24 protein-coding genes and 1 riboswitch are annotated in these 21,630 nt (G+C 63.1%); of the genes, 5 read left to right on the forward strand and 19 right to left on the reverse strand.

From position 1 onward, the window contains the following. Nucleotides 1–147: 147 nt before the first annotated feature. The 16 genes from ABVK50_RS04510 to ABVK50_RS04585 all read right to left on the reverse strand — a co-directional run bounded on the left by ABVK50_RS04510 (nucleotide 148) and on the right by ABVK50_RS04585 (nucleotide 15,584). Entirely contained in the window at nucleotides 148–903 is a 756-nt protein-coding gene (locus ABVK50_RS04510; RefSeq protein WP_353642661.1) for a hydroxymethylpyrimidine/phosphomethylpyrimidine kinase, read from the reverse strand. Then, nucleotides 894–1,499 carry a thiamine phosphate synthase gene (locus tag ABVK50_RS04515; RefSeq protein ID WP_353642660.1) on the reverse strand — a complete coding sequence of 202 codons (606 nt, stop codon included), beginning with the start codon at nucleotides 1,497–1,499 and terminating at the stop codon, nucleotides 894–896. Before ABVK50_RS04515 ends, ABVK50_RS04510 begins: the two co-directional genes overlap by 10 nt. Further along, nucleotides 1,496–2,269 carry a thiazole synthase gene (locus ABVK50_RS04520; RefSeq protein ID WP_353642659.1) on the reverse strand — a complete coding sequence of 258 codons (774 nt, stop codon included), beginning with the start codon at nucleotides 2,267–2,269 and terminating at the stop codon, nucleotides 1,496–1,498. Before ABVK50_RS04520 ends, ABVK50_RS04515 begins: the two co-directional genes overlap by 4 nt. A gap of 4 nt (nucleotides 2,270–2,273) precedes the next feature. Then, a complete protein-coding gene (gene thiS, locus ABVK50_RS04525; RefSeq protein ID WP_353642658.1) occupies nucleotides 2,274–2,471 on the reverse strand; it encodes a sulfur carrier protein ThiS in 198 nt (65 codons plus the stop codon). Beyond that, on the reverse strand, nucleotides 2,455–3,438 hold the full coding sequence (thiO, locus tag ABVK50_RS04530) for a glycine oxidase ThiO (RefSeq protein ID WP_353642657.1): 984 nt from the start codon (nucleotides 3,436–3,438) through the stop codon (nucleotides 2,455–2,457). Before thiO ends, thiS begins: the two co-directional genes overlap by 17 nt. After that, nucleotides 3,435–5,255, reverse strand: a complete 1,821-nt coding sequence (gene thiC / locus ABVK50_RS04535; RefSeq protein WP_353642656.1) for a phosphomethylpyrimidine synthase ThiC — start codon at nucleotides 5,253–5,255, stop codon at nucleotides 3,435–3,437. The genes thiO and thiC overlap by 4 nt, the downstream gene beginning before the upstream one ends. Before the next feature lie 102 nt (nucleotides 5,256–5,357). After that, a riboswitch (TPP riboswitch) is annotated at nucleotides 5,358–5,474 on the reverse strand. Between the two features lie 120 nt (nucleotides 5,475–5,594). Next, nucleotides 5,595–6,047, reverse strand: a complete 453-nt coding sequence (gene panD, locus ABVK50_RS04540) for an aspartate 1-decarboxylase (protein ID WP_353642655.1) — start codon at nucleotides 6,045–6,047, stop codon at nucleotides 5,595–5,597. Nucleotides 6,048–6,104: 57 nt separating this feature from the next. Further along, complete coding sequence (locus ABVK50_RS04545) at nucleotides 6,105–7,088, reverse strand: beta-ketoacyl-ACP synthase III (RefSeq protein ID WP_353642654.1); 984 nt, start codon at nucleotides 7,086–7,088, stop codon at nucleotides 6,105–6,107. Then, nucleotides 7,085–8,350: an adenosylmethionine--8-amino-7-oxononanoate transaminase gene (locus tag ABVK50_RS04550; protein ID WP_353642653.1), complete on the reverse strand. Its 1,266-nt coding sequence runs from the start codon at nucleotides 8,348–8,350 to the stop codon at nucleotides 7,085–7,087. Before ABVK50_RS04550 ends, ABVK50_RS04545 begins: the two co-directional genes overlap by 4 nt. After that, nucleotides 8,347–8,985 (reverse strand): dethiobiotin synthase, encoded by a 639-nt coding sequence (gene bioD / locus ABVK50_RS04555; RefSeq protein WP_353642652.1) that lies wholly within the window; start codon nucleotides 8,983–8,985, stop codon nucleotides 8,347–8,349. Before bioD ends, ABVK50_RS04550 begins: the two co-directional genes overlap by 4 nt. After that, nucleotides 8,982–10,121, reverse strand: coding sequence for an 8-amino-7-oxononanoate synthase (locus ABVK50_RS04560; protein ID WP_353642651.1), 1,140 nt, complete (start codon nucleotides 10,119–10,121; stop codon nucleotides 8,982–8,984). Before ABVK50_RS04560 ends, bioD begins: the two co-directional genes overlap by 4 nt. Further along, the gene (gene bioB / locus ABVK50_RS04565) at nucleotides 10,118–11,116 is read right to left on the reverse strand and encodes a biotin synthase BioB (protein ID WP_353642650.1); all 999 of its coding nucleotides are present in this window, start codon (nucleotides 11,114–11,116) and stop codon (nucleotides 10,118–10,120) included. Before bioB ends, ABVK50_RS04560 begins: the two co-directional genes overlap by 4 nt. A gap of 79 nt (nucleotides 11,117–11,195) precedes the next feature. Beyond that, on the reverse strand, nucleotides 11,196–12,050 hold the full coding sequence (gene nadC / locus ABVK50_RS04570; protein ID WP_353642649.1) for a carboxylating nicotinate-nucleotide diphosphorylase: 855 nt from the start codon (nucleotides 12,048–12,050) through the stop codon (nucleotides 11,196–11,198). Then, nucleotides 12,047–13,591: an L-aspartate oxidase gene (locus tag ABVK50_RS04575; protein WP_353642648.1), complete on the reverse strand. Its 1,545-nt coding sequence runs from the start codon at nucleotides 13,589–13,591 to the stop codon at nucleotides 12,047–12,049. The genes nadC and ABVK50_RS04575 overlap by 4 nt, the downstream gene beginning before the upstream one ends. Further along, on the reverse strand, nucleotides 13,588–14,562 hold the full coding sequence (gene nadA / locus ABVK50_RS04580; RefSeq protein ID WP_353642647.1) for a quinolinate synthase NadA: 975 nt from the start codon (nucleotides 14,560–14,562) through the stop codon (nucleotides 13,588–13,590). Before nadA ends, ABVK50_RS04575 begins: the two co-directional genes overlap by 4 nt. A 62-nt stretch (nucleotides 14,563–14,624) precedes the next feature. After that, nucleotides 14,625–15,584: a hypothetical protein gene (locus tag ABVK50_RS04585; RefSeq protein ID WP_353642646.1), complete on the reverse strand. Its 960-nt coding sequence runs from the start codon at nucleotides 15,582–15,584 to the stop codon at nucleotides 14,625–14,627. Nucleotides 15,585–15,766: 182 nt separating this feature from the next. Between ABVK50_RS04585 and panB the strand changes: the two genes are divergently transcribed. The 3 genes from panB (at nucleotide 15,767) to ABVK50_RS04600 (ending at nucleotide 18,433) form a co-directional block, all read left to right on the forward strand. Further along, a complete protein-coding gene (panB, locus tag ABVK50_RS04590) occupies nucleotides 15,767–16,612 on the forward strand; it encodes a 3-methyl-2-oxobutanoate hydroxymethyltransferase (RefSeq protein WP_353642645.1) in 846 nt (281 codons plus the stop codon). After that, the gene (gene panC / locus ABVK50_RS04595; RefSeq protein WP_353642644.1) at nucleotides 16,609–17,475 is read left to right on the forward strand and encodes a pantoate--beta-alanine ligase; all 867 of its coding nucleotides are present in this window, start codon (nucleotides 16,609–16,611) and stop codon (nucleotides 17,473–17,475) included. The genes panB and panC overlap by 4 nt, the downstream gene beginning before the upstream one ends. Nucleotides 17,476–17,707: 232 nt before the next feature. Further along, on the forward strand, nucleotides 17,708–18,433 hold the full coding sequence (locus ABVK50_RS04600) for a LuxR family transcriptional regulator (protein WP_353642643.1): 726 nt from the start codon (nucleotides 17,708–17,710) through the stop codon (nucleotides 18,431–18,433). Nucleotides 18,434–18,596: 163 nt separating this feature from the next. Here ABVK50_RS04600 and ABVK50_RS04605 read toward each other — a convergent pair whose 3' ends face one another. Then, nucleotides 18,597–18,863 carry a DUF2285 domain-containing protein gene (locus ABVK50_RS04605; protein WP_353642642.1) on the reverse strand — a complete coding sequence of 89 codons (267 nt, stop codon included), beginning with the start codon at nucleotides 18,861–18,863 and terminating at the stop codon, nucleotides 18,597–18,599. A 124-nt stretch (nucleotides 18,864–18,987) separates the two neighbouring features. Here ABVK50_RS04605 and ABVK50_RS04610 point away from each other — a divergent pair, with 124 nt between their 5' ends. Next, on the forward strand, nucleotides 18,988–19,227 hold the full coding sequence (locus ABVK50_RS04610) for a helix-turn-helix transcriptional regulator (RefSeq protein WP_353642641.1): 240 nt from the start codon (nucleotides 18,988–18,990) through the stop codon (nucleotides 19,225–19,227). Between the two features lie 276 nt (nucleotides 19,228–19,503). Here ABVK50_RS04610 and ABVK50_RS04615 read toward each other — a convergent pair whose 3' ends face one another. Further along, complete coding sequence (locus ABVK50_RS04615; RefSeq protein ID WP_353647009.1) at nucleotides 19,504–20,001, reverse strand: hypothetical protein; 498 nt, start codon at nucleotides 19,999–20,001, stop codon at nucleotides 19,504–19,506. A gap of 516 nt (nucleotides 20,002–20,517) precedes the next feature. Further along, complete coding sequence (locus tag ABVK50_RS04620; protein WP_353642640.1) at nucleotides 20,518–20,892, reverse strand: hypothetical protein; 375 nt, start codon at nucleotides 20,890–20,892, stop codon at nucleotides 20,518–20,520. A gap of 53 nt (nucleotides 20,893–20,945) precedes the next feature. Between ABVK50_RS04620 and ABVK50_RS04625 the strand changes: the two genes are divergently transcribed. Next, nucleotides 20,946–21,578 (forward strand): acyl-homoserine-lactone synthase, encoded by a 633-nt coding sequence (locus ABVK50_RS04625; protein WP_353646024.1) that lies wholly within the window; start codon nucleotides 20,946–20,948, stop codon nucleotides 21,576–21,578. Nucleotides 21,579–21,630 lie beyond the last annotated feature (52 nt).

Consider the following 21,630-nt stretch of genomic DNA (forward strand, 5'->3'; position numbering starts at 1 on the left):
AAATTTCGCACGAATCTGGTTCAAGCCTCCGAGTCCCTGGTCTGGCGCTGGTGTCGGGAGCTTTCCGATATAGCGCGGTGCCTGACGCGGGCAGCCGACGCGTCACCGCTTTACTCACTTTGCAAGCCCACTGCGTTCGCTCCGATGTCACTTCGCTCGAGCAAGGATGCAGAAGACATATTGCTTGGCGTTGCGCACGCTTTTCTCCAGCGACGCGCCGCACGCAAGAGAGGCGGCAATGGCGCTGGATAGCATGCAACCGGTACCGCGCATGCCCCGCTGCAAGCGAGGCGCTTCGAACCGAACCGCAGGGTGGTTCGGCTGCAATAGCACATCGACGGCCTGGGCTCCCACAGCATGCCCGCCCTTGACGAGCACAGCTGTTTTGACAGTCCTTGCGAGTTTCTCGCCCTGAAAAAGAGCAGTTTCTTCGTCCGGCGCCGACACGGATCCATTCAACCTTGCCAGTTCGACCAGGTTGGGCGTTACGAGCTGGCAGATCGGCATCAGATCGCGAGTCAGTGCATCGATGGCATCGTCCTCCAACAGCTCTCGTCCCGAGGTAGAGGCCAGCACGGGGTCGAGCACCACAGGCACTTGGCGGTTGCACGCCAGAACAGCGCCGACCGCCTCGATCGCTGCCGCCGCCCCCAGCATGCCGATCTTGACCGCCGCGACAGGGTTAGCCGCAAAAGCAGCGCGCATCTGGGCGGCGATAAGCCCCGGCGGCATATGCTCGATCCACTCGACCGATTGATGGGTCTGGGCAGTCACAGCGGTAACAGCAACGCACGACCTGAGGCCCAGCGCCGTAATCATCTCTACGTCGCGCGTGATTCCGGCTCCGCCGCTTGAATCGGTTCCCGCAATTACCAGCACGTGAGATTGGGGATCTATCGCCACGGCGACGTTGCCTCGAGCCACTCAATCGTGCGCGCTTCAGGATCGGCAGCGCGTACTATGTCGGTTACGACGGCGGCGCTCTGGGCGCCCTGCGCGAAGACACCGCCCAGGCGCTTGGGCGTCAATCCCCCGATGGCGACAAGTGGAAGGTCGCCGACGCGATGTTTCCAGAGGGCGATGCGGTCGAGCCCTTGCGGCGCCCATTTCATGGCTTTGAGTGTGGTGCGGTAGATTGGGCCGAGCGCGACATAATCGGGCTCCATGAAGATTGCCGTTTCCAGCTCGACTTTGTCGTGGGTGCTTAAGCCCAGCCTAACGCCCGCCCGCCTGATCGCCCTTACATCGGCCGAGGCGAGATCCTCCTGGCCGAGATGGACGAAATCGCACCCCTCCTCAATCGCGAGGCGCCAGTAATCGTTGACAATCAGCTGGCAGCCGTGGCGGTCGCATACCGTCTTTGAAGCACGAATCTCCCGGCGCAGAAGGGCTTCGCCCTTGTCCTTGATGCGCAGTTGCACCAGCTTGACGCCAAGCGGCACCAGGCGCTCGATCCACGCGCTGGAATCGACGATCAGGTAAAACGGATCAAGTTTCATGAAAACGCTGCCATGCCGATGACGGGCGTGGAGGGAACGGCCATGTCGCGCGGCTCGAGCAGCCCGGCGCAATGTGCCTCGTGGCCCGCTTCCACCGCTTTGCCAAACGCCGCGGCCATGGCAACGGGATCGCCGGCCTTGGCGACGGCGGTGTTGAGAAGCACCGCGTCGTAGCCGAGCTCCATGACGGTCACGGCATGCGACGGCCGGCCGATGCCGGCATCGACGATCAGCGGAATGTTTGGGAAATGGTCACGCAGGCTTCGCAGCGCATCAAGGTTCTGCGGCCCGCGCGCGGAGCCAATCGGCGCGCACCACGGCATCAGGACCCGGCAGCCGGCGTCAAGTAGACGTCCGGCAACGACGAGGTCGTCGGTCGTGTAGGGGAAGACCTCGAAGCCGTCTGACACGAGGATGCTTGCTGCTTCGACTAATCCGAACACGTCCGGCTGCAGCGTGTCGTGGTTGCCGATCACCTCGAGCTTGATCCAGTTGGTGCCGAACACCTCGCGCGCCATGCGCGCGGTGGTTACGGCTTCCTTAACCGAATGGCAGCCGGCGGTGTTGGGTAGGACGCGAACCCCCAAAGATTGGACCAGCGACCAGAACTGGCCGCCGGTTTTGCCGCCGGAAGTTTCGCGGCGCAGCGAGACGGTCACGATCTCTGTGCCCGACGCCTTGATCGCTTCAGCCATGATGGCCGGCGAGGGGTAGAGCGCGGTGCCAAGCAGAAGGCGCGACGACAGTCTTTGTCCGTAGAGTTCGAGCACGCGATCAGCCCCCCTTCATCGGTGAGAGGATTTCGATGCGATCGCCCTCGGTGAGCCGGCAGCGATCGCGCTCCCTGGCCGGAACGACCTCGAAGTTGACTGCGGTAGCGAGCCAGCCGCCTTCGAAATCGAGCTCGGCGAGCAGTGCGGCGAGCGTCTTGGCCGCGACGTCGCGGTTCTGGCCGTTAACGATGAGCTTCACGGGCAAACTCCTTTGCTGGGTGGTTTCGCAGAATGAGGTCGGCTGCCTGCCGCGCCATGGCCGGCGCGAGCAGGAAGCCGTGGCGGTAGAGGCCGTTGATGCGGATGTTCTTGCCGTCACGCTCGACGCGCGGCAGGTTGTCGGCAAATGCAGGGCGTACGCCGACGCCGGTTTCAATCAGCTCGGCCTCGCCGAAAGCCGGGTGCAGCGCGTAGGCGGCGCTCAGCAGCTCCAGGGTCGAGCGCGCGGTGATCGGGCCGACGCTGTCACTCTCGATCATCGTCGCCCCGACCATGAAGAGATCTTCCGCGCGCGGCACGACATAGACCGGGATGCGCGGATGAAGCAGCCGCACCGGCCGGGCCAGCGATATCTCTCGTGTTTTGAGCACAAGCATCTCGCCACGCACGCCGCGCAGTTCAGGTCGGCAGTCGGCGATGCCGGTGCAGTCCACTTCGATGTCCGAGACGGCGTGCACGGCGCGGCAGCCGAATTCGAGGCGAACTCCCATACCGAGCAGTTTGTCGCGAAGCGCGGACAATGCCTGGCGCGGGTCGAGATGCGCTTCCTCGGTAAACAAGAGACCGCGCCCGAACCGGCCTGCGAGATCAGGTTCAAGTGCCGCGATCTCGCCTGAGCCGAGCTGCCTGAAGCCGGAGGTACGCCGAGCGAAGCGGTCCACCTCGCCGGCATCGCGGGCAGGCGCCAGAACGAGGGTGCCGTTGCGCGAGACATGATCAGGCAACGCAGCATCCCACCAGTCTGCCGCCCCGCGTCCGAGCGTCAGCACAGCCTCCTCGGCGCTCTCGCGCTCGCACCAGGGCGCAAGCATGCCGCCGGCCTGCCAGGAAGCATTGCCCGCGATCTCGCGGCGCTTCTCGACCACCGTCACGTCGGCGCCGCGCGTCGCCAGCTCGTGCGCGAGCGTCAAACCGGCGACGCCCGCGCCGCGAATAAGCACCTTCATGGTCGGTTCGTGCTCTCCGCGGCGCTGTCGACGGGCATGTAGAGGTCGCCGCCGTCCCGGTACTTCGCCGCCATCGATGCGAGCCCTTCCTTCTGCGCCTCTGCCCGAATGTCGTGGGAGATGCGCATCGAGCAGAATTTCGGGCCGCACATAGAGCAGAAATGCGCGACCTTGTGTGCCTCCTTTGGCAGCGTCTCGTCGTGCATGGAGCGCGCGGTCTCAGGGTCGAGCGAGAGGTTGAACTGGTCCTCCCAGCGGAATTCGAAGCGGGCGCGGGAGAGCGCGTCATCCCTGATCTTGGCGGCCGGATGACCCTTGGCGAGATCGGCGGCGTGGGCAGCGATCTTGTAGGTGATGACACCGGTCTTGACGTCCTTGCGGTCGGGTAGACCGAGATGCTCCTTGGGCGTGACATAGCAGAGCATGGCGGTGCCGAACCAGCCGATCATTGCAGCGCCGATGCCGGAGGTGATGTGGTCGTAGCCCGGCGCAATGTCGGTGGTCAGCGGCCCGAGCGTGTAGAAGGGCGCCTCGCCACAGATCTCGAGCTGCTTGTCCATGTTCTGCTTGATCTTGTGCATGGGAACATGGCCTGGCCCTTCGATCATGACCTGGCAATCCTTGGCCCAGGCGATCTTGGTCAGTTCGCCAAGCGTTTCCAGTTCGGCGAATTGCGCCGCGTCATTGGCGTCGGCGATCGAGCCGGGTCGAAGGCCGTCGCCGAGCGAGAAGGACACGTCATAAGCGCGACAGATGTCGCAGATTTCCTCGAAATGCTCGTAGAGGAAGCTCTCGCGGTGATGATGCAGGCACCACTTCGCCATGATGGAGCCGCCGCGCGACACGATGCCGGTGACCCGGTTGACCGTCAGCGGGATGTAGTGCAGCCGCACGCCGGCATGGATCGTGAAATAGTCGACGCCTTGTTCGGCCTGTTCGATCAGCGTGTCGCGGTAGATGTCCCAGGTCAGGTCCTCGGCGATGCCGCCGACCTTTTCGAGCGCCTGGTAGAGCGGGACGGTGCCGATCGGCACCGGTGAATTGCGGATGATCCATTCGCGGATGTTGTGGATGTTGCGGCCGGTCGACAGGTCCATGACGGTGTCGGCGCCCCAGCGGATCGCCCAGACCATTTTCTCGACCTCTTCCGCCATCGACGATGTGACGGCGGAATTGCCGATATTGGCGTTGATCTTCACTAGGAAATTGCGGCCGATGATCATCGGCTCCAATTCCGGGTGGTTAATGTTGGCGGGAATGATGGCGCGGCCGCGCGCCACCTCGTCGCGCACGAATTCCGGCGTGACGAAGTCCGGGATTGCTGCGCCGAAACTCTCGCCGTCGCGTTGCACGTTCCCGCGAAGTATCTCGCGGCCGAGGTTTTCGCGGACGGCGACGAACTCCATCTCAGGGGTGATGATGCCGGCGCGCGCATAGGCTAGCTGCGTCACCGCCTTGCCGGCCTTGGCCTTGAGCGGCCGGTGGCGGACGGGAAATTCCGGCGTCAGCCTTTCGCCTGATGCGAACCCGTTGTCCTCCGGCCGGACACTGCGGCCTTGCTGGAATTCGACATCGCCGCGCGCCTTGATCCATCCGTGCCGAAGCCTGGCAAGGCCCTTCTCGATGCTGGTTTCGACGGTCGGATCGGTATAGGGGCCGGATGGATCATAGACGGTCACGGGTGGCTCGCCGGCCGTCGGATGAACGGCGATTTCCCTCATCGGCACCCTGATCTGCGGGTGGATCAAGCCGGGTTTGTGGATCTTCCTCGAGGCGGGCAGCGGTCCCGTCGAAACTGCGGGAGTGATGGCATTCATTTGAGGCTCCTTTGCTCATGCATTGGAGACCCAGTTCTGTGCCGGAAGGATGAAAAGACGCTTTTCTCTACCTGCCGAAACAGGACCTCGGGCGTGAATTCCCACAAAGCGCTTGCACCGTCCCTACGCCAGCATGAACTGGATCAGGTTCAACGGGTCACTGCGCCGCAAAAGCCAGCAGTATCTCAGCCCCTTGCCGGGACTCCCCTGGTGAATGCTTCAAATTGAGCGGCCGATCGCCATTTTGTCAAGCGCCTTCGGGCGCATTCAGCCCAACGATGGCGACCGGCGGCCAATCAAACCGGGCGGAACGCTCACGCAATGCGTGGGAGGGTAAGATCACGCCCCGGAGACCAGGGCAGGGATGGCCAAAACCTCATTCGACTCGTCGAGTATGGAGAATTTGTATCGGCCGTGTGCGTCACGATCGACCGAATAGCTCAGGCGATCGAGTATGTGGTTGTCCTCATCAAACGTGACGATCCGCGGCTTCAGCGAGGTGATTTCAGCTTCGTCCAAGTAGATGGAGTTGCAGACGATGATCTGGTCGTCGGGCTGGCAGCTGCGGGCCGCGGCTCCGTTGAGGATGCAGCATCGCGAGCCGCGCTCGCCGAGAATGACATAGGTCGAAATCCGCGCTCCGGAATTCCTGTTCCATATTTCCACGAACTCCATCGGCAGAATCCCGGCTGCTTCGCAGTGGTCGGGGTCGAGCGTTATCGAGCCATGGTAGTTGAGGTTCGCTTCGGTGACGTGGATGCCGTGCAGCTTGCCGGCGACTATTTTTCGCATGGGTTCCATCCAGTTCAAATAGCAGTGTTGATGTCCTGTGGGCGGTTTGCAGCCCGACTAAATTCCGACGACGAGGGCGCCGCCGCTGAGACCGGCGCCTGCCGCCGCCAAAAGAATCTCTTCGCCCCGCCGAAACGGCTCCGCCTGATTGGCAAGCGAGAGCGAGAGCGGGATTGTGGCGGCGGAAGAGTTGCCGTAGTCGACGATCGTCTTGACGATCGCTTGATCGGCAATGCCGAGGTTTCGTCCGACGGCATCAAAGATGCGGGCGTTGGCCTGGTGCGGGACAAACCGATCGATGTCTTGCGGGCGCACTCGGGCTGTGGCCAGCGCCTCCTTTGAACAGGCAGTCATCATCTCCACGGCCTTGGCGAACACTTCGCGGCCGTCGGTGATCGTCATTCGGGTTTGCGCGAGGTCTAGGTCGCCATGGAACGGTGTGTTGCTGCCGCCCGCGGGAATCTGGATCAGCCCGTAGCGCGAGCCGTCGCAATCCACCGATGCGCCGAGGATGCCCCGATCGGGGTCCTCGCACGGACCGATCACCACCGCGCCTGCTGCATCGGCAAACAGCACCGCGCTGGCGCGCTCGGCCGGATTGATGCGGCGGCTGAGAATGTTGGCGGCGATGACAAGCGATGATTTGCCGTGCAGGCGGGTAAATCCGTCCGCGAACATCAGCGCATAGATGAAGCCGGCGCAGGCGCCGGTCAGATCGACCGCGCCGGCGCGACCGAGTCCCAGCCGATGTGCGACGAGAGGCGCGCTCGGCGGCAGGAGGTGGTCGGGCGTCGATGTTGCAAGCAACAACAGACCGACGTCGCCGCGATCGATGCCGGCATTCGCCAGCGCCATGTCGCCGGCTTGCGCGGCAAGGCCCGACAGCGTGTCTTCGTCGGTTGTCCAGAAGCGCGACCGTATTCCGGTACGGCGCTCGATCCAACCTTGTTCGAGTCCGAGACGATCTTCGATCTCCGGGTTGTCGACCTTTCGCGCGGGTACATGATGGCCAAACCCGAGTATGCGCGACGATCTGCTCATGGCTTCGAGCCGAAGCGTTCGCCGGCCTCCTCGACGGCGTTGTAGAGCCGATCCAGTTCGTCGCTGGTGATGCAATAGGGCGGGAGAAGATAAAGGACATTGCCGAGCGGACGCACGAGCAGTCCGCGCTCGAGGAAAAAAGCGCGCAGCTTCGGGCCGATCTCGGCCAGATAGCCGGCCGAGCCGGCGCGCAGATCGAGAGCCGCGATCGTCCCGGTCGCCCGGCAGTCGGTGAAAAATCGATTGTCGCGAAAGCGCCGAAGCCCGGCGGCCTGCTTCGCGCTCAAGGACGCGATCCGCGCGGCCACCGGTTCGTCACGCCAGATCTCGACATTGGCAAGTGCTGCCGCGCAGGCAATCGGATTGGCGGTGTAGGAACTCGAGTGGAAAAAGGTCTTCTGCCGGTCCACGGTATAATGGGCCTGGAAGATGGCATCGGTGGCGAGCGTGGCCGCCAGCGGGATCGCTCCGCCGGTCAGACCTTTCGAGGTGCACAGGATGTCGGGAGAGACCGATGCCTGCTCGCAGGCGAACATGGTTCCGGTGCGCCCCCAGCCGGTCATCACCTCATCGGCGATCAAGAGCGTGCCGGAGGTCTCGGCGATCTTCTTCAATTCGGCCAGAACCCAGGCCGGATACATCAGCATGCCGCCGGCGCCAAGCACGAGCGGCTCGACGATCAGCGCGGCAGCGCTTCGGTCCCGGGAAGCTGCCTCGAACCGATCCAGCGTCTCCTGCTCGCGCCCGGCGGTTGGAAAGGGGATGGTGTCGACCTGGAACAGCAGCGGCTCGTAGGCGGCATTGAAGACGCCGCGAGCGCCGACGCTCATTGCCCCGATCGTGTCGCCGTGATAGCCGTGCTCCATGACGACGATGCGCGTCCGTGGTGCGCCGCTGTTGCGGAAAAATCCGAGCGCCATCTTCAGCGCCACCTCGACACTGGTCGAGCCGCTGTCGGAATAGAAGACCCAGTCGAGGCCCGCAGGCGTCACTTCGACCAGCGCCGATGCCAATTGCTCGGCCGGCTCATGGGTGAGTCCGGCGAAGATCACCTGGTCCAAAGTCTCGGTCGCATTCCGGATCGCGTCCATGATCTTCGGGTGGCGATGGCCGTGGGTGACCACCCACCAGGACGAAATGGCGTCGAGAATGCGTGTTCCGTCCGCCGTTTCCAGATAGACGCCCCCGGTTCGCGCAATCGACGGCATGGCCGGTTCGACGGCGTGCTGGGTGAAGGGATGCCAGACCGCCGAGCCGTTCATTCTTTGACCTCGTCGAATGCCGCCATGTTGAAGTATGTGGTCATGGCCAAGCGCAGGATCCCGGCCGTCAGCGGGTCGAGCAGGGGCAGGCGGCCGAGCACGCGCACCTGGCCGGTGCCAGCAATCGTGCACTCGGTGTCAGGCATTGCCTCGCCGATAAAGGCCACGCCGAGCAACGGGATGTCACGGCGGCGCAGCGCCTCGATCGAAAGCAGCGTGTGGTTGATGGTGCCGAGCGAGGTGCGCGCGCAAAGCACGACCGGCGCTTGCCAGCGGGCGAAAACGTCGATGAACAGGGTCTTGCGGGTAAGCGGCGCCATCAGGCCGCCGGCGCCCTCCACGATCAAGGGACATTCGACTTCGGGCAGGACGAGGCGGTCCGGGTCGATCGTCACGCCCTCGAGCTCGGCGGCACGGTGCGGCGACAGCGGCCGCGTCAGGCGCCAGGCTTCAGGTAGGATCCGCTCGGGCGTCAGTTGGCCGAGGCGCGCAACGGTCTGGCTGTCGGTTTCGCCGTCAAGGCCCGACTGCACGGGTTTCCAGTAGGCGCCGCCCAGCAGGCCGGCGAGACCGGCCGCGACAACTGTCTTGCCGATTCCGGTATCCGTGCCCGTGATGACGATGCGTTTGGTCATGTCGAGCCCAACACGTCGGCGAGCGCCTCGACCATCGCAAAAATGTCGGCTTCCTCGACATTGAGCGTCAGCGAAATGCGCAGGCGCGATGTGCCCTCCGGCACCGTCGGCGGACGAATGCCTCGTAGGTCGAAGCCGCGCGCCTGCAGTGCCGCCGCAACTGCCATGGTGCGGCTGACGTCGCCGATGACAAATGGCTGGATCTGCGAACCGCTGGGTATGGCGCCGCAGCGCTCTGCCAATTGCCGGCCCGCGAAAGCAACGCGCTCGTGCAGCTGGACCCGGCGCAACGGCTCGTCAGACAATATTGCGATCGCTTCGCGCGCCGCGACGGCCATCAGCGGCGATGGCGCGGTAGCGTAGATGAATGGTCGGCACCGGTTGACGAGATAGTCGCACAGCGTTCGCGGTCCCGTGACCAGTGCGCCGGACGCGCCGAGCGCCTTGCCGCATGTATGGAGCGCGACGATGTTGTCGCGGCCCTCGAAGGCGGCGGCGAGGCCCCGACCGTCCGGTCCCCAGACACCGGTGGCATGCGCTTCATCGATTATGACGAATGCCTCGTGCCGATCGGCAAGCGCGACCAGGCTCTCCATCGGCGCGCAGTCGCCATCCATGCTGTAGAGGCTTTCGACCGCGATCCAGATACGCCCCATGCCGCCTTCGGCGCGCCAGCGCGTGATCGCATCCTCGACAGAGTCGACGTCGTTGTGCGCAGCCAGCTTGAACTCGGCACGACCGGCTTGCGCGCCTTCGTGCGTGCTGGCATGGGCACGCTGGTCGAGGACCAAAAGGTCGCCTCTCTGGGGCAGGGCGGTCAGCAGGGCGAAGTTGGCGATGTAGCCGCTGCCGAAGAACAGCGCGCGTTCGGCCCCGAAGAACGCCGCCGCGTCCGCCTCCAGTGCCTCGTGCTCCGGCGCATTGCCACGCAACAGCCGCGACCCGGTGGCGCCAACCGGCGTGCCCCGCGCGATCGCCGCCGCAACCGCGTCGCCAAGTCTCCTGGAGGCGGCGAGCCCGAGATAGTCGTTGGACGCAAAGTCAAGCCCGGCGCGGGGCGACAGCGTCCGCAGCCGGTCCTTGCGCGCAAGACCGCGCAAGGTCGCGTCATATCGCGCGAGAAGCGCCGCGTTCATTGCGCTTCAAGTTCCATCGGCTCGATACCGAGGCGCCGGAACAAAAGAGTATCCTTGTCCTCGCCGGGATTATCAGCCGTCAGCAATTTGTCGCCGACGAAGATCGAATTGGCGCCGGCGAAAAAGCACAGCGCCTGCATCTCGTCGGTCATGGCGGTGCGGCCGGCGGAAAGACGCACGTGCGATTTCGGCATCATGATGCGCGCCAGCGCGATGATGCGCACGAATTCGATCGGCCCGATCGGCCTGGCGTCGGCAAGCGGGGTGCCGGGTATCGGGACCAGCATGTTGATCGGAACGCTTTCGGGATGTTCCGGCAGATTGGCCAAGGTCACCAGCATGTCGATCCGGTCCACCGGCTCCTCGCCCATGCCGACAATGCCGCCGCAGCACACCTTGATGCCGGATTGGCGAACATGCTCGAGCGTCTCGAGCCGATCGGCAAAGCTTCGCGTCTTGATGATCTCGCCGTAGTAGCGCTCCGACGTGTCGATGTTGTGATTGTAGTAATCAAGGCCCGCGCCTTTGAGGCGCTGGGCATCTTCGGCGCAAAGCATGCCGAGCGTCATGCAGGTCTCCATGCCCAGCGCCTTGACGCCCTCGACCATGGCGACGACAGCATCCATCTCGCGCGGCTTGGGGTTTCGCCAAGCCGCGCCCATGCAATAGCGGGTAGCGCCGGCGTCGCGGGCCTTGCGCGCTTCGGCAATGACGCGCTGTACTTCCATCAGCTTCGACGCTTTCAGCCCGGATGCGTGATGCGCGGACTGGCTGCAATAGCCGCAATCCTCCGGACATCCGCCCGTCTTGATGCTGAGAAGCCGGCTGAGCTGGACCTTGTTGGGGTCGAAATTCTCGCGGTGGACGGATTGCGCCAGGAACAGGAGATTGTTGAAGGGTGCGTCGTGAAGCGCCCGAGCCTTTGCCAGCGTCCACTTGCCGGCATCGGTGGATTGCACCCGTGGCATTGTCGTCGTCGAATTCGGTGCGTACATCTTCATCCTGTTCCTTGGGGTCCGGCCTTTGCCGCTTTGCTGGCCGATTGGCGGCGACCGGAAAGTTTATCGCCCGCGCTCATGAGCCCCGATAGTCGAGGCCGATGTCCAGGATCGGCGCGCTATGGGTCAGCCAGCCCACGGAAATCAGATCGACCCCCGTCGCGGCAATCTCCGCAGCCATATCGAGCGTGATCCTGCCGGATGCCTCGGTGATCGCGCGACCGGCAACCATCGTCACCGCTTGGCGCAGATCGTCGACCGCGATGTTGTCGAGCAGGACAGCGTCGGGCGCGAGCTCCAGCGCCTGCTCAAGCTGGGCCAGCGTGTCGACTTCGACTTCGACCTTGACCAGATGGCCGGCGCAGGTCCGCGCCCGCTCGATGGCAGGGCGGATTCCGCCGGCAATGGCGATGTGGTTGTCCTTGATCAGGATCGCATCGTCGAGACCGAAACGGTGATTGGAGCCGCCGCCGGCGCGCACGGCATATTTTTCCAGCGCCCGCAAACCAGGCGTCGTCTTGCGGGTGCAGACAATCCTTGCGCCGTGCCCGCGAACCGCAACGACGAGCAATGCGGTCGCGGTCGCAATGCCGCTCAGATGGCACAGAAAATTGAGCGCCGTCCGTTCGGCGGTGAGCATGGCGCGGGCCGGACCGGTCACGGTTGCGATGATGTCTCCTGGCGCGACTTTGCTGCCATCTGCCTGCTCCACAGTGATTTCGAGGTCCTGGTTGACGAGCCGGAACGCCAGCATCGCCAGATCGAGCCCGGCGACAACTCCGGTCTGGCGCGCAACCAGCACGGTCGTTGCCCGCAAATCCTTCGGTACAATGGCATCCGTGGTCAGATCACCCGCCCGGCCGAAATCTTCCAGAAGTGCCGCCCGCACCAGGGGCTCAAGCAGGATTGCGGGAAGCGGCGAGAGGTTCATTGCTCAAACTCTTCAAGCGTTGTCGGACATGCGAGGCCCTGGGCTGCCGCTAAGGCTTCATCGAGCGTGAGCCTGGAGCGGCGGGCGACGACCGCACGATCGGGAAAGTCCGTGCGGTAGTGCGCGCCGCGGCTTTCCTCGCGCAGCAAGGCGGCAATCGCGATCATCAGTCCGACTGCCGCGGGATCGGAAGCTGCATGGTGTAGCTCGGCTAGCGGAAGCAGTGTGCTCACGGCATCTCGCAAAAACTCACCATCCCGCTTCACGCCAAGGCTGCGTGAGAGGAGAGGGCGCAAGGAGAGTGGATCGGGCGCCGGAATTTCCCGTGGCTTTGATCGTGTCCTGATACCGATCGGCGATCCCGCCACGCTTTCGGCGACCCAGCGCGCGCATACGATCGCTTCGGTCAGCGAGTTGCTGGCAAGCCTGTTGGCGCCGTGCAGTCCGGTCGAGGCGACTTCGCCGCAAGCCCACAGTCCGGCAACGGAGCTACGTCCGTCCCGATCCACGGCGACGCCGCCCATGTGATAGTGCTGGGCCGGCCGTATGGGAATGAGGTCGCGCGCCGGGTCGATGCCTGCGCGCCGGCAGGCTGATGCGATCGTCGGAAATTGCCGCGCGAATGTCGCGCCGGGCTTTTCTCGTCCATCGAGAAACGCGCGGTGGCCGTTCGAACGATGCTTCCAGATGGCGCGCGCCACGACGTCGCGCGGCGCGAGTTCCGCGTCCTGCAAACTTTCGAGGAAGCGCTGCCCGGTTTCGTCGATAATCGTCGCGCCTTCGCCGCGAACCGCTTCGCTGATCAGCGGCATCGGGCGCTCCGGTCCGTCAAGCGCGGTCGGATGAAACTGAATGAATTCCAGATCAGCAAGGACAGCACCGGCGCGCGCCGCAAGCGCCAGGCCCTGTCCGCAACCGCCCAAAGGATTGGTGGTGTCGAGGAACAGTCCGCCAATCCCGCCGGTCGCGAGGACGACCCGTCCCGTGCCGAAGAACACAGGACTCTTCGAACAGCTTGCCCAAACGCCGCGGACCGTATTGTCCTCCACCGCCAGCCGCCGCGCCTCCACACCCTCGATGACCACAATCGACGGATGAGAACGCACGGCCTCGACCAGCGCGCGCATGATTTCCTGTCCACTGCCGTCACCGCCGGCATGAACGATCCGCCGGCGGCCGTGCGCGGCCTCGAGTCCCAGAAGAAACGCTCCTTCCGGGGTACGATCGAAGCGGACCCCAAGGGTCGCGAGGGTCTCGATCGCGCCAGGAGCCGCTTGGAGGATGCGGGTTGCGACTTCTGCGTCGCACAGCCCATCGCCGGCTGCGAGCGTGTCGGCGAGATGCAGTACCGGATCGTCGTCAACGCCGAGGCTGGCAGCCAGCCCGCCCTGCGCCCATGCGCTCGATGCGTCAGATCCGAGCGACGTCCTGGACAAAATAAGCACCGGTTCTGGCGCAAGATGAAGCGCAGTCAACAATCCGGCAATGCCGCCGCCTATGACAATGGGCCGGCCAAAGAAGCTGCGGACATCCGCGCTCATATGGCGAGCATCCGCTCGATCGCGAGCCGTGCTCGTCCGGCAATCCGGGGCTCGATCCTCACCGCATGCCGGTTCTGTTCGAGCGCCGAACGAATGTTGGCGAGCGTTATCCGCTTCATATGAGGGCAGAGATTGCAGGGCCGGATGAACTCGACATCGGGATGCTCGACCGCGACATTGTCGCTCATCGAGCATTCCGTTATCAGCACGACGCGAGGCGGTTTCTCGCTTCCGACATAGTCGGACATGGCGGCCGTCGAGCCGGAGAAGTCAGCTTCCGCAACCACTTCGGGCGGACATTCGGGATGGGCAAGCACCGTCACGCCCGGATGATCCTCGCGCAGCTGTCGGATGTCGGCCGGCGTAAACCGCTCATGCACCTCGCAATGGCCCTTCCAGGCGATGATCTCAACGTCGGTCTGGGTAGCGATATTCTCAGCCAGATATTCGTCGGGTAGCATGATCACCCGGGGCACGCCGAGAGATTCGACCACGGCCTTCGCATTGCCCGAGGTACAGCAAATGTCGGACTCGGCCTTCACCTCGACCGAGGTGTTGACATAGGTGACGACCGGCACGCCGGGGTATTGTTGCCGAAGCAGGCGGATATCGGCGGCGGTGATGGAGTCTGCCAGCGAGCAGCCCGCCTTCAGGTCCGGGATGAGCACCGTCTTTCCCGGATTGAGCAGTTTTGCCGTTTCGGCCATGAAGTGCACGCCGGCGAGCACGATGACATCCGCTTCGACCGCCATTGCCTTGCGGGCCAGCGCCAGGCTATCGCCGACAATGTCGGCGATGCAGTGGAAGATCTCCGGGGTCTGATAGTTGTGCGCCAGGACGACCGCATTGCGCTGCCGCTTCAGCGCCAGGATCGCTTCGATGTCGTCGCTGAACACTGCCCATTCGATCGGCGGGACCACCCTGCGCACACGCTCGTACAGGTGTGCGGCCGAAGGCATGGCGGCGGTCATGGACGGCTCCAATTATACTCAATGCGAATATAACTGGCATATTCTTGATGTGAGTATAAGAGTCAACCCCGCGCCAGCGGCAATTTTGCTCCAGCGACTGCCCCCTCTTCGAGCACGGCGTGGCGGAAGCGATAAAGCTTCGCCGGTCGGCCTCCCGTCTCCACGCTGGTCTCGCCAGTCTCCTCGACCAACTCGTGCTGCTCGATGAGGCGACGGAAGTTCGACTTGTGGATCAGCCTGCCGGCGAGCGCTTCCACGGTTCGTTGCAGTTGAAGAAGAGTAAAGGCCGGCGGCATCAGTTCAAAGACGACCGGCCGGTATTTGATCTTGGAGCGCAGCCGCGCAATACCCGTCGCCAGGATACGGCGATGATCAGCGATCATGGACTTTCCAGGAACCGGCGGGGCAACCGAACCGCGCGTCGCCTCTTCCACCAGGGCTGCTTCATAAAGCAACTCGTAGCGTTTGAGGGCGAGGTCCTCGTTCCACGGGCGGCCGTCGAAGCCGAAGGCGATCGCCGCCCGCCGTCGGCGCTCGAGGCGCGTCGCGACATCGTCCGCGCTATCGGCCCACCTGATCAGGCGAGGCCGCAGGAGGTCCGATACGATCGGCGGCGTCCCTGCACGGTGGTCCTCCCACGGAAAGTAGTCGTACCAGCTTTGCCAGCCGGACCTGGACGGCGCCGTTGCATGTTCTTTGCGGGTGAGTGCGAGATAACTGATTGAGATGACGCGCCGCTCAAGCTCGGTGCTGGCCCGGTCACGGTCGGCAAATGTGTAGAGCTGCTCGATATAACCGAGCGGGTGTCCGGTCTGCTCTTCGACCCACGCCCTCAAACCGGACTGCAGCGATCGGTGCTCGAGCGCAAGCGGACCGGAGGGCAAGGTGTCCGTCTGTCCGATGGTGAGGACACAGGGCTCATTTTCGCTGACCGCAACCACAACGGCCGTCAGGTCGACCTTGGCAGTGTCGGCCTTGCCCCCAGCTCTGCCTTTCCTCATCCCTTTTGCGCGATCATCCATGATCCCTGAACTGATTGGGCCAGGCTCGGCTGAGTAAGCAGCTGAACCGATTTAATTTGGTTTCCACGATAATTGTCGGCGCGTCAACACCACCCGCGGTGACGATTTAGCTCTTCGCACCTGCACAAAAATATGCCAAACGCGACACCCGCGATTGGTAACGTTAGGGAAGGATGCCTCTATTGAGTGCGACTGCTAACACCAAGACGATCACACCGCCGGATATTGGTGCGCGCAAGGGTGGGACGCCGCTCGTCTGCCTTACCGCCTATACGACCCCGGTAGCCCGGCTGGTCGATCCCCATTGCGATGTGGTCCTTGTGGGTGACAGCGTCGGCATGGTGCTGCATGGCCTGCCGTCCACTCTCGGCGTGACGGTCGAGATGATGATCATGCACGGAAAGGCCGTGCGACGCGGCCTGGAGCAGGCGCTGATGGTCGTTGACATGCCGTTCGGCTCCTACGAGGAAAGCGCCGAGCAGGCTTTCCGCAATGCGGCTCGGATAATGGCCGAAACCGGCGCCGCGGCCGTCAAGCTCGAAGGCGGCGAGACGATGGCCGAGACGATCCGCTTCCTGGCCGATCGCGGCGTCCCGGTGATGGCCCATGTCGGGCTGACGCCGCAGGCGGTCAACGCCTTCGGCGGGTATCGCGTGCAGGGCAGGGGCGAGGATGCCGAGCGCATCAGGCGCGATGCCCTTGCGGTGGCCGAGGCGGGCGCCTTCGCGGTCGTGCTGGAAAAGGTGCCAGAGACGCTCGCCCGCCTCATCACGGAAGAGGTCGCCATCCCGACGATCGGCATTGGGGCGTCATCTGCCTGTGACGGGCAGATCCTGGTCGTTGACGACATGCTCGGCCTGTTCGGCGACTTCCGCCCGAAATTCGTCAGGCGTTATGCCGAATTGGGGGAGGCCGCTTCGGGGGCGATAGCGGCCTATGCGCATGAGGTGAGGGAGCGCAAATTTCCAGGGCCCGAGCATGTGTTCGGCGATGCGCCAAAGACCGTCAAAGGAGGGGAAGCCGCATGACCGTACCGATCGTCCGCACCGTCGCGGAACTGCGCGATGCCGTGGCCTCATGGCGCAGGCAGGGTCTGAAGGTCGCCGTCGTGCCGACCATGGGCGCCCTGCATGGGGGCCATCTCAGCCTGGTGCGCGCCGCATTCGGTCGCGCCGACAGGGTGATCGTGACGCTCTTCGTTAATCCGAAGCAGTTCAACAGCCAGGCCGACCTCGCCGCCTATCCACGAACGGAGCACGAGGACGCCGCCAAGCTCGCACCACTCAATGCCCATCTGCTCTACGCCCCGCATGCCTCTGAGATGTATCCGGAAGGCTTTGCATCCACCGTTTCGGTGAGCGGGGTTAGTGAGGGTATGTGCGGCGCGTTCCGCCCCGGCCATTTCGAGGGCGTGGCGACCGTTGTGGCCAAGCTGTTCCTGCAGACCGGCGCCGACTTCGCTTTTTTCGGCGAAAAGGACTTTCAGCAGCTTCACGTCGTCAAGCGTATGGTCCGGGATTTGGATATTCCGATCACCGTCGTCGCTTGTCCGACAGTCCGCGAAGCCGATGGTCTCGCCCTATCATCGCGCAATGTCCGGCTCTCGCCAGCCGAGCGGGCCATTGCCCCAAGACTGCCATCGGTCTTACTCGAGACGGCTAAGCGACTTGCACGCGGCTCTGCCATCGTGCCAACGCTTGCCGAAGCGCGCGCAGCAATTCTGGCTGCCGGCTACCGCGACGTCGAATACCTGGAACTTCGCGGGGAAACAGATCTGCAATCGTTGGAAAGCCTTGAACGACCAGCGCGCCTGCTTGCAGCAGCCTGGCTTGGCGAAACGCGGCTCATCGACAACGTCAGAACATCGCCGACCGTTTCGACAGGCGAGTAAGATTCGCGACGTGGGACGCAAAGGGTTCTTCAGCAGAGGTAAGGAAGCACTGGGGGCGGTGATGGCGACAGATCGGATCGGTGCGCGATTGTTTGCCCATCGCTGCGGATCCTGTTCGCTGCACGCAGCAGATTGGCTGCGCTCATGCCGTGAGCTTGATCGTCGCGTCGACATGTCGGGACGGCGCACAGCAGAGAAACCGAGGCATTGAGTTCAAGGCGTCAAGCAGGACATGCAAATTGTTTTTGAGACGTTTCTGGAAAAGCTGTCGGAAAGCGTCGACGAGGCGGACTTCCGCGAAGCCATGGCTGGCACGGCCGCATGCCTTGATCTGATCACCTTCGCCTATCTGTCGTTGCCGCCGCAACTTTCCGGCGAGCCCAAGCTGATCTCGAACTATCCCGCTCGCTGGACCGCGCACTACCTGCAAAACCGGTATCAGAAGATCGATCCAGTCATCATGCGTGCACGTTGTGGCGGATGCCCGTTTCGGTGGGGATCGAATATGGGCTGCGTTGTGACATCACAGGTCCAGCAGAGGCTGTTCGATGAAGCAGCCGAGTTCGGCATCCGCTGTGGCTTGACGATCCCGATTGTCGATCGCCGCGGCTGCTTTGCCGCGGGTACCTTTGCCGCTGATGAGCCCAATCCGGCATTTCTCCGGGTCGCCGAACGGTATGAACAAGCTCTTCAGCTCATGGCGACCTGCTTTCATGTCTGCGTTCGCCACAGACTGGCCGGCACTCGTACGGTGGACGGCGTTTTGCTGACGCCGCGTGAATATGAGTGTCTGCAGTGGGCGGCGCGCGGCAAGTCCGCCTCAGATATCGCCTGCATCTTGGGCATCAAGCCGCGCACCGCCGACTTTCATCTGGAGAATGCCAAGAAGAAGCTCGGCGTGCGCACCAAAAATCAGGCCGTCGCGCTGCTGGCCTCCTCACGATCGTCGATTCTCTGAAACGCTTCCGGGGTTGCTGCCCGTGGTGCAAGCGGTCCGCTCTTGTGCAACTGATCGAGCAATCTTCTGTATGGGCTTTGAACGCCCCATTTTTCAAAAAGCCGCTGGCTGTATGATGATTCGCGGATCAGGCCCAAATCCGGGTCGGAGCGCGCTTGATTGGTCAGCTGGCGAACAAGTCCTTGTAGCCGGTCGTTACCATCCAGTTCGCACGGTCGAGATGACTGCGAAGGGCCTTGCGGGCGCGCTCCGGTTCGCGTGCCGGATCAATGCCCAGGATAACATGGGCCATTTCCTCTTCAGGGGCGCCGTCGGCCGAAGCATCAAGCAGCTGCATATAGGTCGTGAAATGCTCTTTGTCGTAAGCTGTGAGGCTTTCCGACCACGGGACTTCGTCGGCAATCGGCGTGTTCGATTTAGGCTGTAACATCGCTGGATTCTACCTCCGGACAATGGCCTCCGCGAAGCCCTCCGCCAGCGGATTCGGACGCTCAATGTGGATTACATATTATAGTTGATAAACTCAAGCTGCCCGATCGGATGGCTTGTCGTGCATGGATATGCGCAAGTTGGTCGGGCGGAATGTGCAGAGGATCAGGCAAAGGAAGCGTCTGACTCAAGAGCAGCTTGCCGAGATTTCCGGGTTCAGCCAGCAGTACATCAGCGGCTTGGAGAAAGGCCGAAGAAATCCGACCATCATCACGATCTATGAACTGGCATCGGCCCTCGGCGTCAGCCACACGGATCTGGTTCGGCCCGATAGACAAGGCCTGACACAACCAACGTCCAAATAGTTGCCCCGCGCCCGCGCCTGACGCGGCCGCGTGACCGAGGGTGGAAGCGGGGCGGCCGCCCTCTCGACGACGGCTTCTTGAAGTATCACCCCACAAACGGCGTCTTCAAGTGTCGCACCACAATCGGCTGCCATGGCATCCGGCAACTGCCGGGTGCAAGCTTGTTGATGAGGACCGGGCTGGGGTGCTGCGCACCTGTTGTCTGACAACGATTGATCAAGCACCCATTCGCGGATTGGCTACCGCACGACCCTTTCCGTCGTGGACCTTCCCCCTTCAATTTGAGCGGGCATCGGTTACTCCCTGCCCCCGCGCCGTATCGAGGATTGTCCGTGTCAATAAGGGCGCGCAGCACGCCAGCCAAGTCCCTGTTTCTATTCCTTCGTCACCTCCGTGTTTTTGCTGCCCGCGCGCTCCGGGCTCCGCAACCCCGACCAGCTTCGCCCTCCGCGCGCTACCCTCGTGCCTCTCGCCAGGCGAGGGGAACTGACGTGCTATGTCCCAGACGAACCCGGCCAGCTCGCGGGCGATTGCGGTGACGATCTTGACCGTCCGCTTACCCGAGGCCGCCAATCTCCGAAACTTGCCGCAGAGACGAACCTGCGCCTTCCATGCGATCGAGCGGATACGGTCGGGAATCTTGGCGCTGCGCCCCCGCAGCGCCTGGCCCTCACCAGCAGGGAAGCGACAATGCCATGCCGATTCAATCAGCATGGAACGTGCGGCTGCGTTGCCGGTGCGCGTGATCTCGCCGCGCTTGGTGGCGTTGCGCACGTGTTGCGGCGCAACGAGGCGGTGCCGGTGCCCAGCGCGGCAGCCGGTCGTGACTGAGAGGATGGTTCCGGAACACCGAACGGCAGAGGCTACGAGCTGATGGAATTTCGACCGTGAAGGCCGTGTTCGCGGTGCGGTACCTGCGTTGGAGGCTGAGCAGCGATTTTAGCGACAGCCTTGTGGAAACGCTGCCCAGCCAGGCCGCAGTTTTTCAACCGACAGGGGAAAGATTGGCAGTTGTTGGGCACCGCCGTGTCTCGCGGACACGATCCGCCGGTGTTCGGGAGTGCGTACTTCCGGACGGCGGAAAATCAGCCGCGGCGGTCCACATCGCCAAGCTGCCTACCCTGCCGTCGCAACCGGGCCCTATCGATTCTAAGCAAGGTCGAATGCCAGACCCTGCGGATGGCGTTAAAGATAAGTAGCATTTCTTCGTTCCTATGCAGCCCACCGCCAGGACGTCAAAAGCCCTCCACCATCTCATTCCGATCTTCAGTCAGCCAATTTCATCGTGCTTCAAAAATAGCTATCGACCCGAATCGGGTCGGTATCAGTCTGTTTTTTTCGCTGCCTATGCAAGGCGTTTTTGAGCGCCGTCCTTCGCACGGTGCCCTTCTGCGTTTGCGGCTGCGGCGGGGCGATGCGGAAGCAGCGCAGGATCGCCGTTCCGTCGTTGGGGAAGAGTGCCTGAAATGGCCGCGTGCGCGGCAAGTCGGCTTGGAATGTCAGCCAAAATCTGGGATTTTCTAGGCGCACCACTTCCATCCGGGAATTGTAAAACGAACGCATGGCGTGCGAACGATCAAGCGGGCCGTTGGATGGCTGGCTGCCTCCGGTCAGGCAAGATCCCGATTCTCCGCCACGATAGCTGTAAACGTCAACAGGCTGCATCGATGTCAGCTTTGCCCTTCGATGGCGGCAACACATCCCGCACGGAGGCGATTATGATGCAGCTGATAAGCCCTGACCTCTGCAATGAGTTCGCAAGCGAGCTCAAAGAGATGCACGGGCTAAGGTATCGGGTTTTCAAAGAACGGCTCGATTGGGAAGTTCAGACCAACGGCGAAATGGAAACAGACGCATTTGATGATCTCAAACCAGTCTATCTGCTTCTCAAGGGATCGGACTGGCGAATCCGCGGGTGCGTTCGCCTTTTGCCCACCACCGGACCCACGATGTTGCGCGACACATTCCCGGGGCTGCTGGGTGCTGACGTTATGCCCTCGACTCCCGGAATATGGGAAAGCAGCCGTTTCGCGCTCGACCTCCCTCCATCAGCGCCCAAGGCGGCGGGCGGGCTGGCCCAAGCAACCTACGAGCTCTTCGCCGGCATGATCGAGTTCGGCTTGGCCAACAATCTGACCGGGATGGTGACGGTGACCGATACGCGTGTGGAACGGATCCTTCGCCTCGCAACATGGCCATTGTCGCGCATGGGACAGCCGAGACCCGTCGGCAAAACGGAGGCTGTGGCCGGCTTTCTCGAGATTTCCCACGCGAGCCTTTTGCGCATCCGCTGGAGGGGACGCCTGAGCGGACCGGTACTGTGGCAACCGGCTCTTAGCCGCTCAGCATAGCGCCGGATATCCAAACCGTGAACAATGCTCGTTTGCCCATGCGCGCAACGGA

Source organism: Mesorhizobium sp. WSM2240 (assembly GCF_040438645.1).
Classification (GTDB): domain Bacteria; phylum Pseudomonadota; class Alphaproteobacteria; order Rhizobiales; family Rhizobiaceae; genus Allomesorhizobium.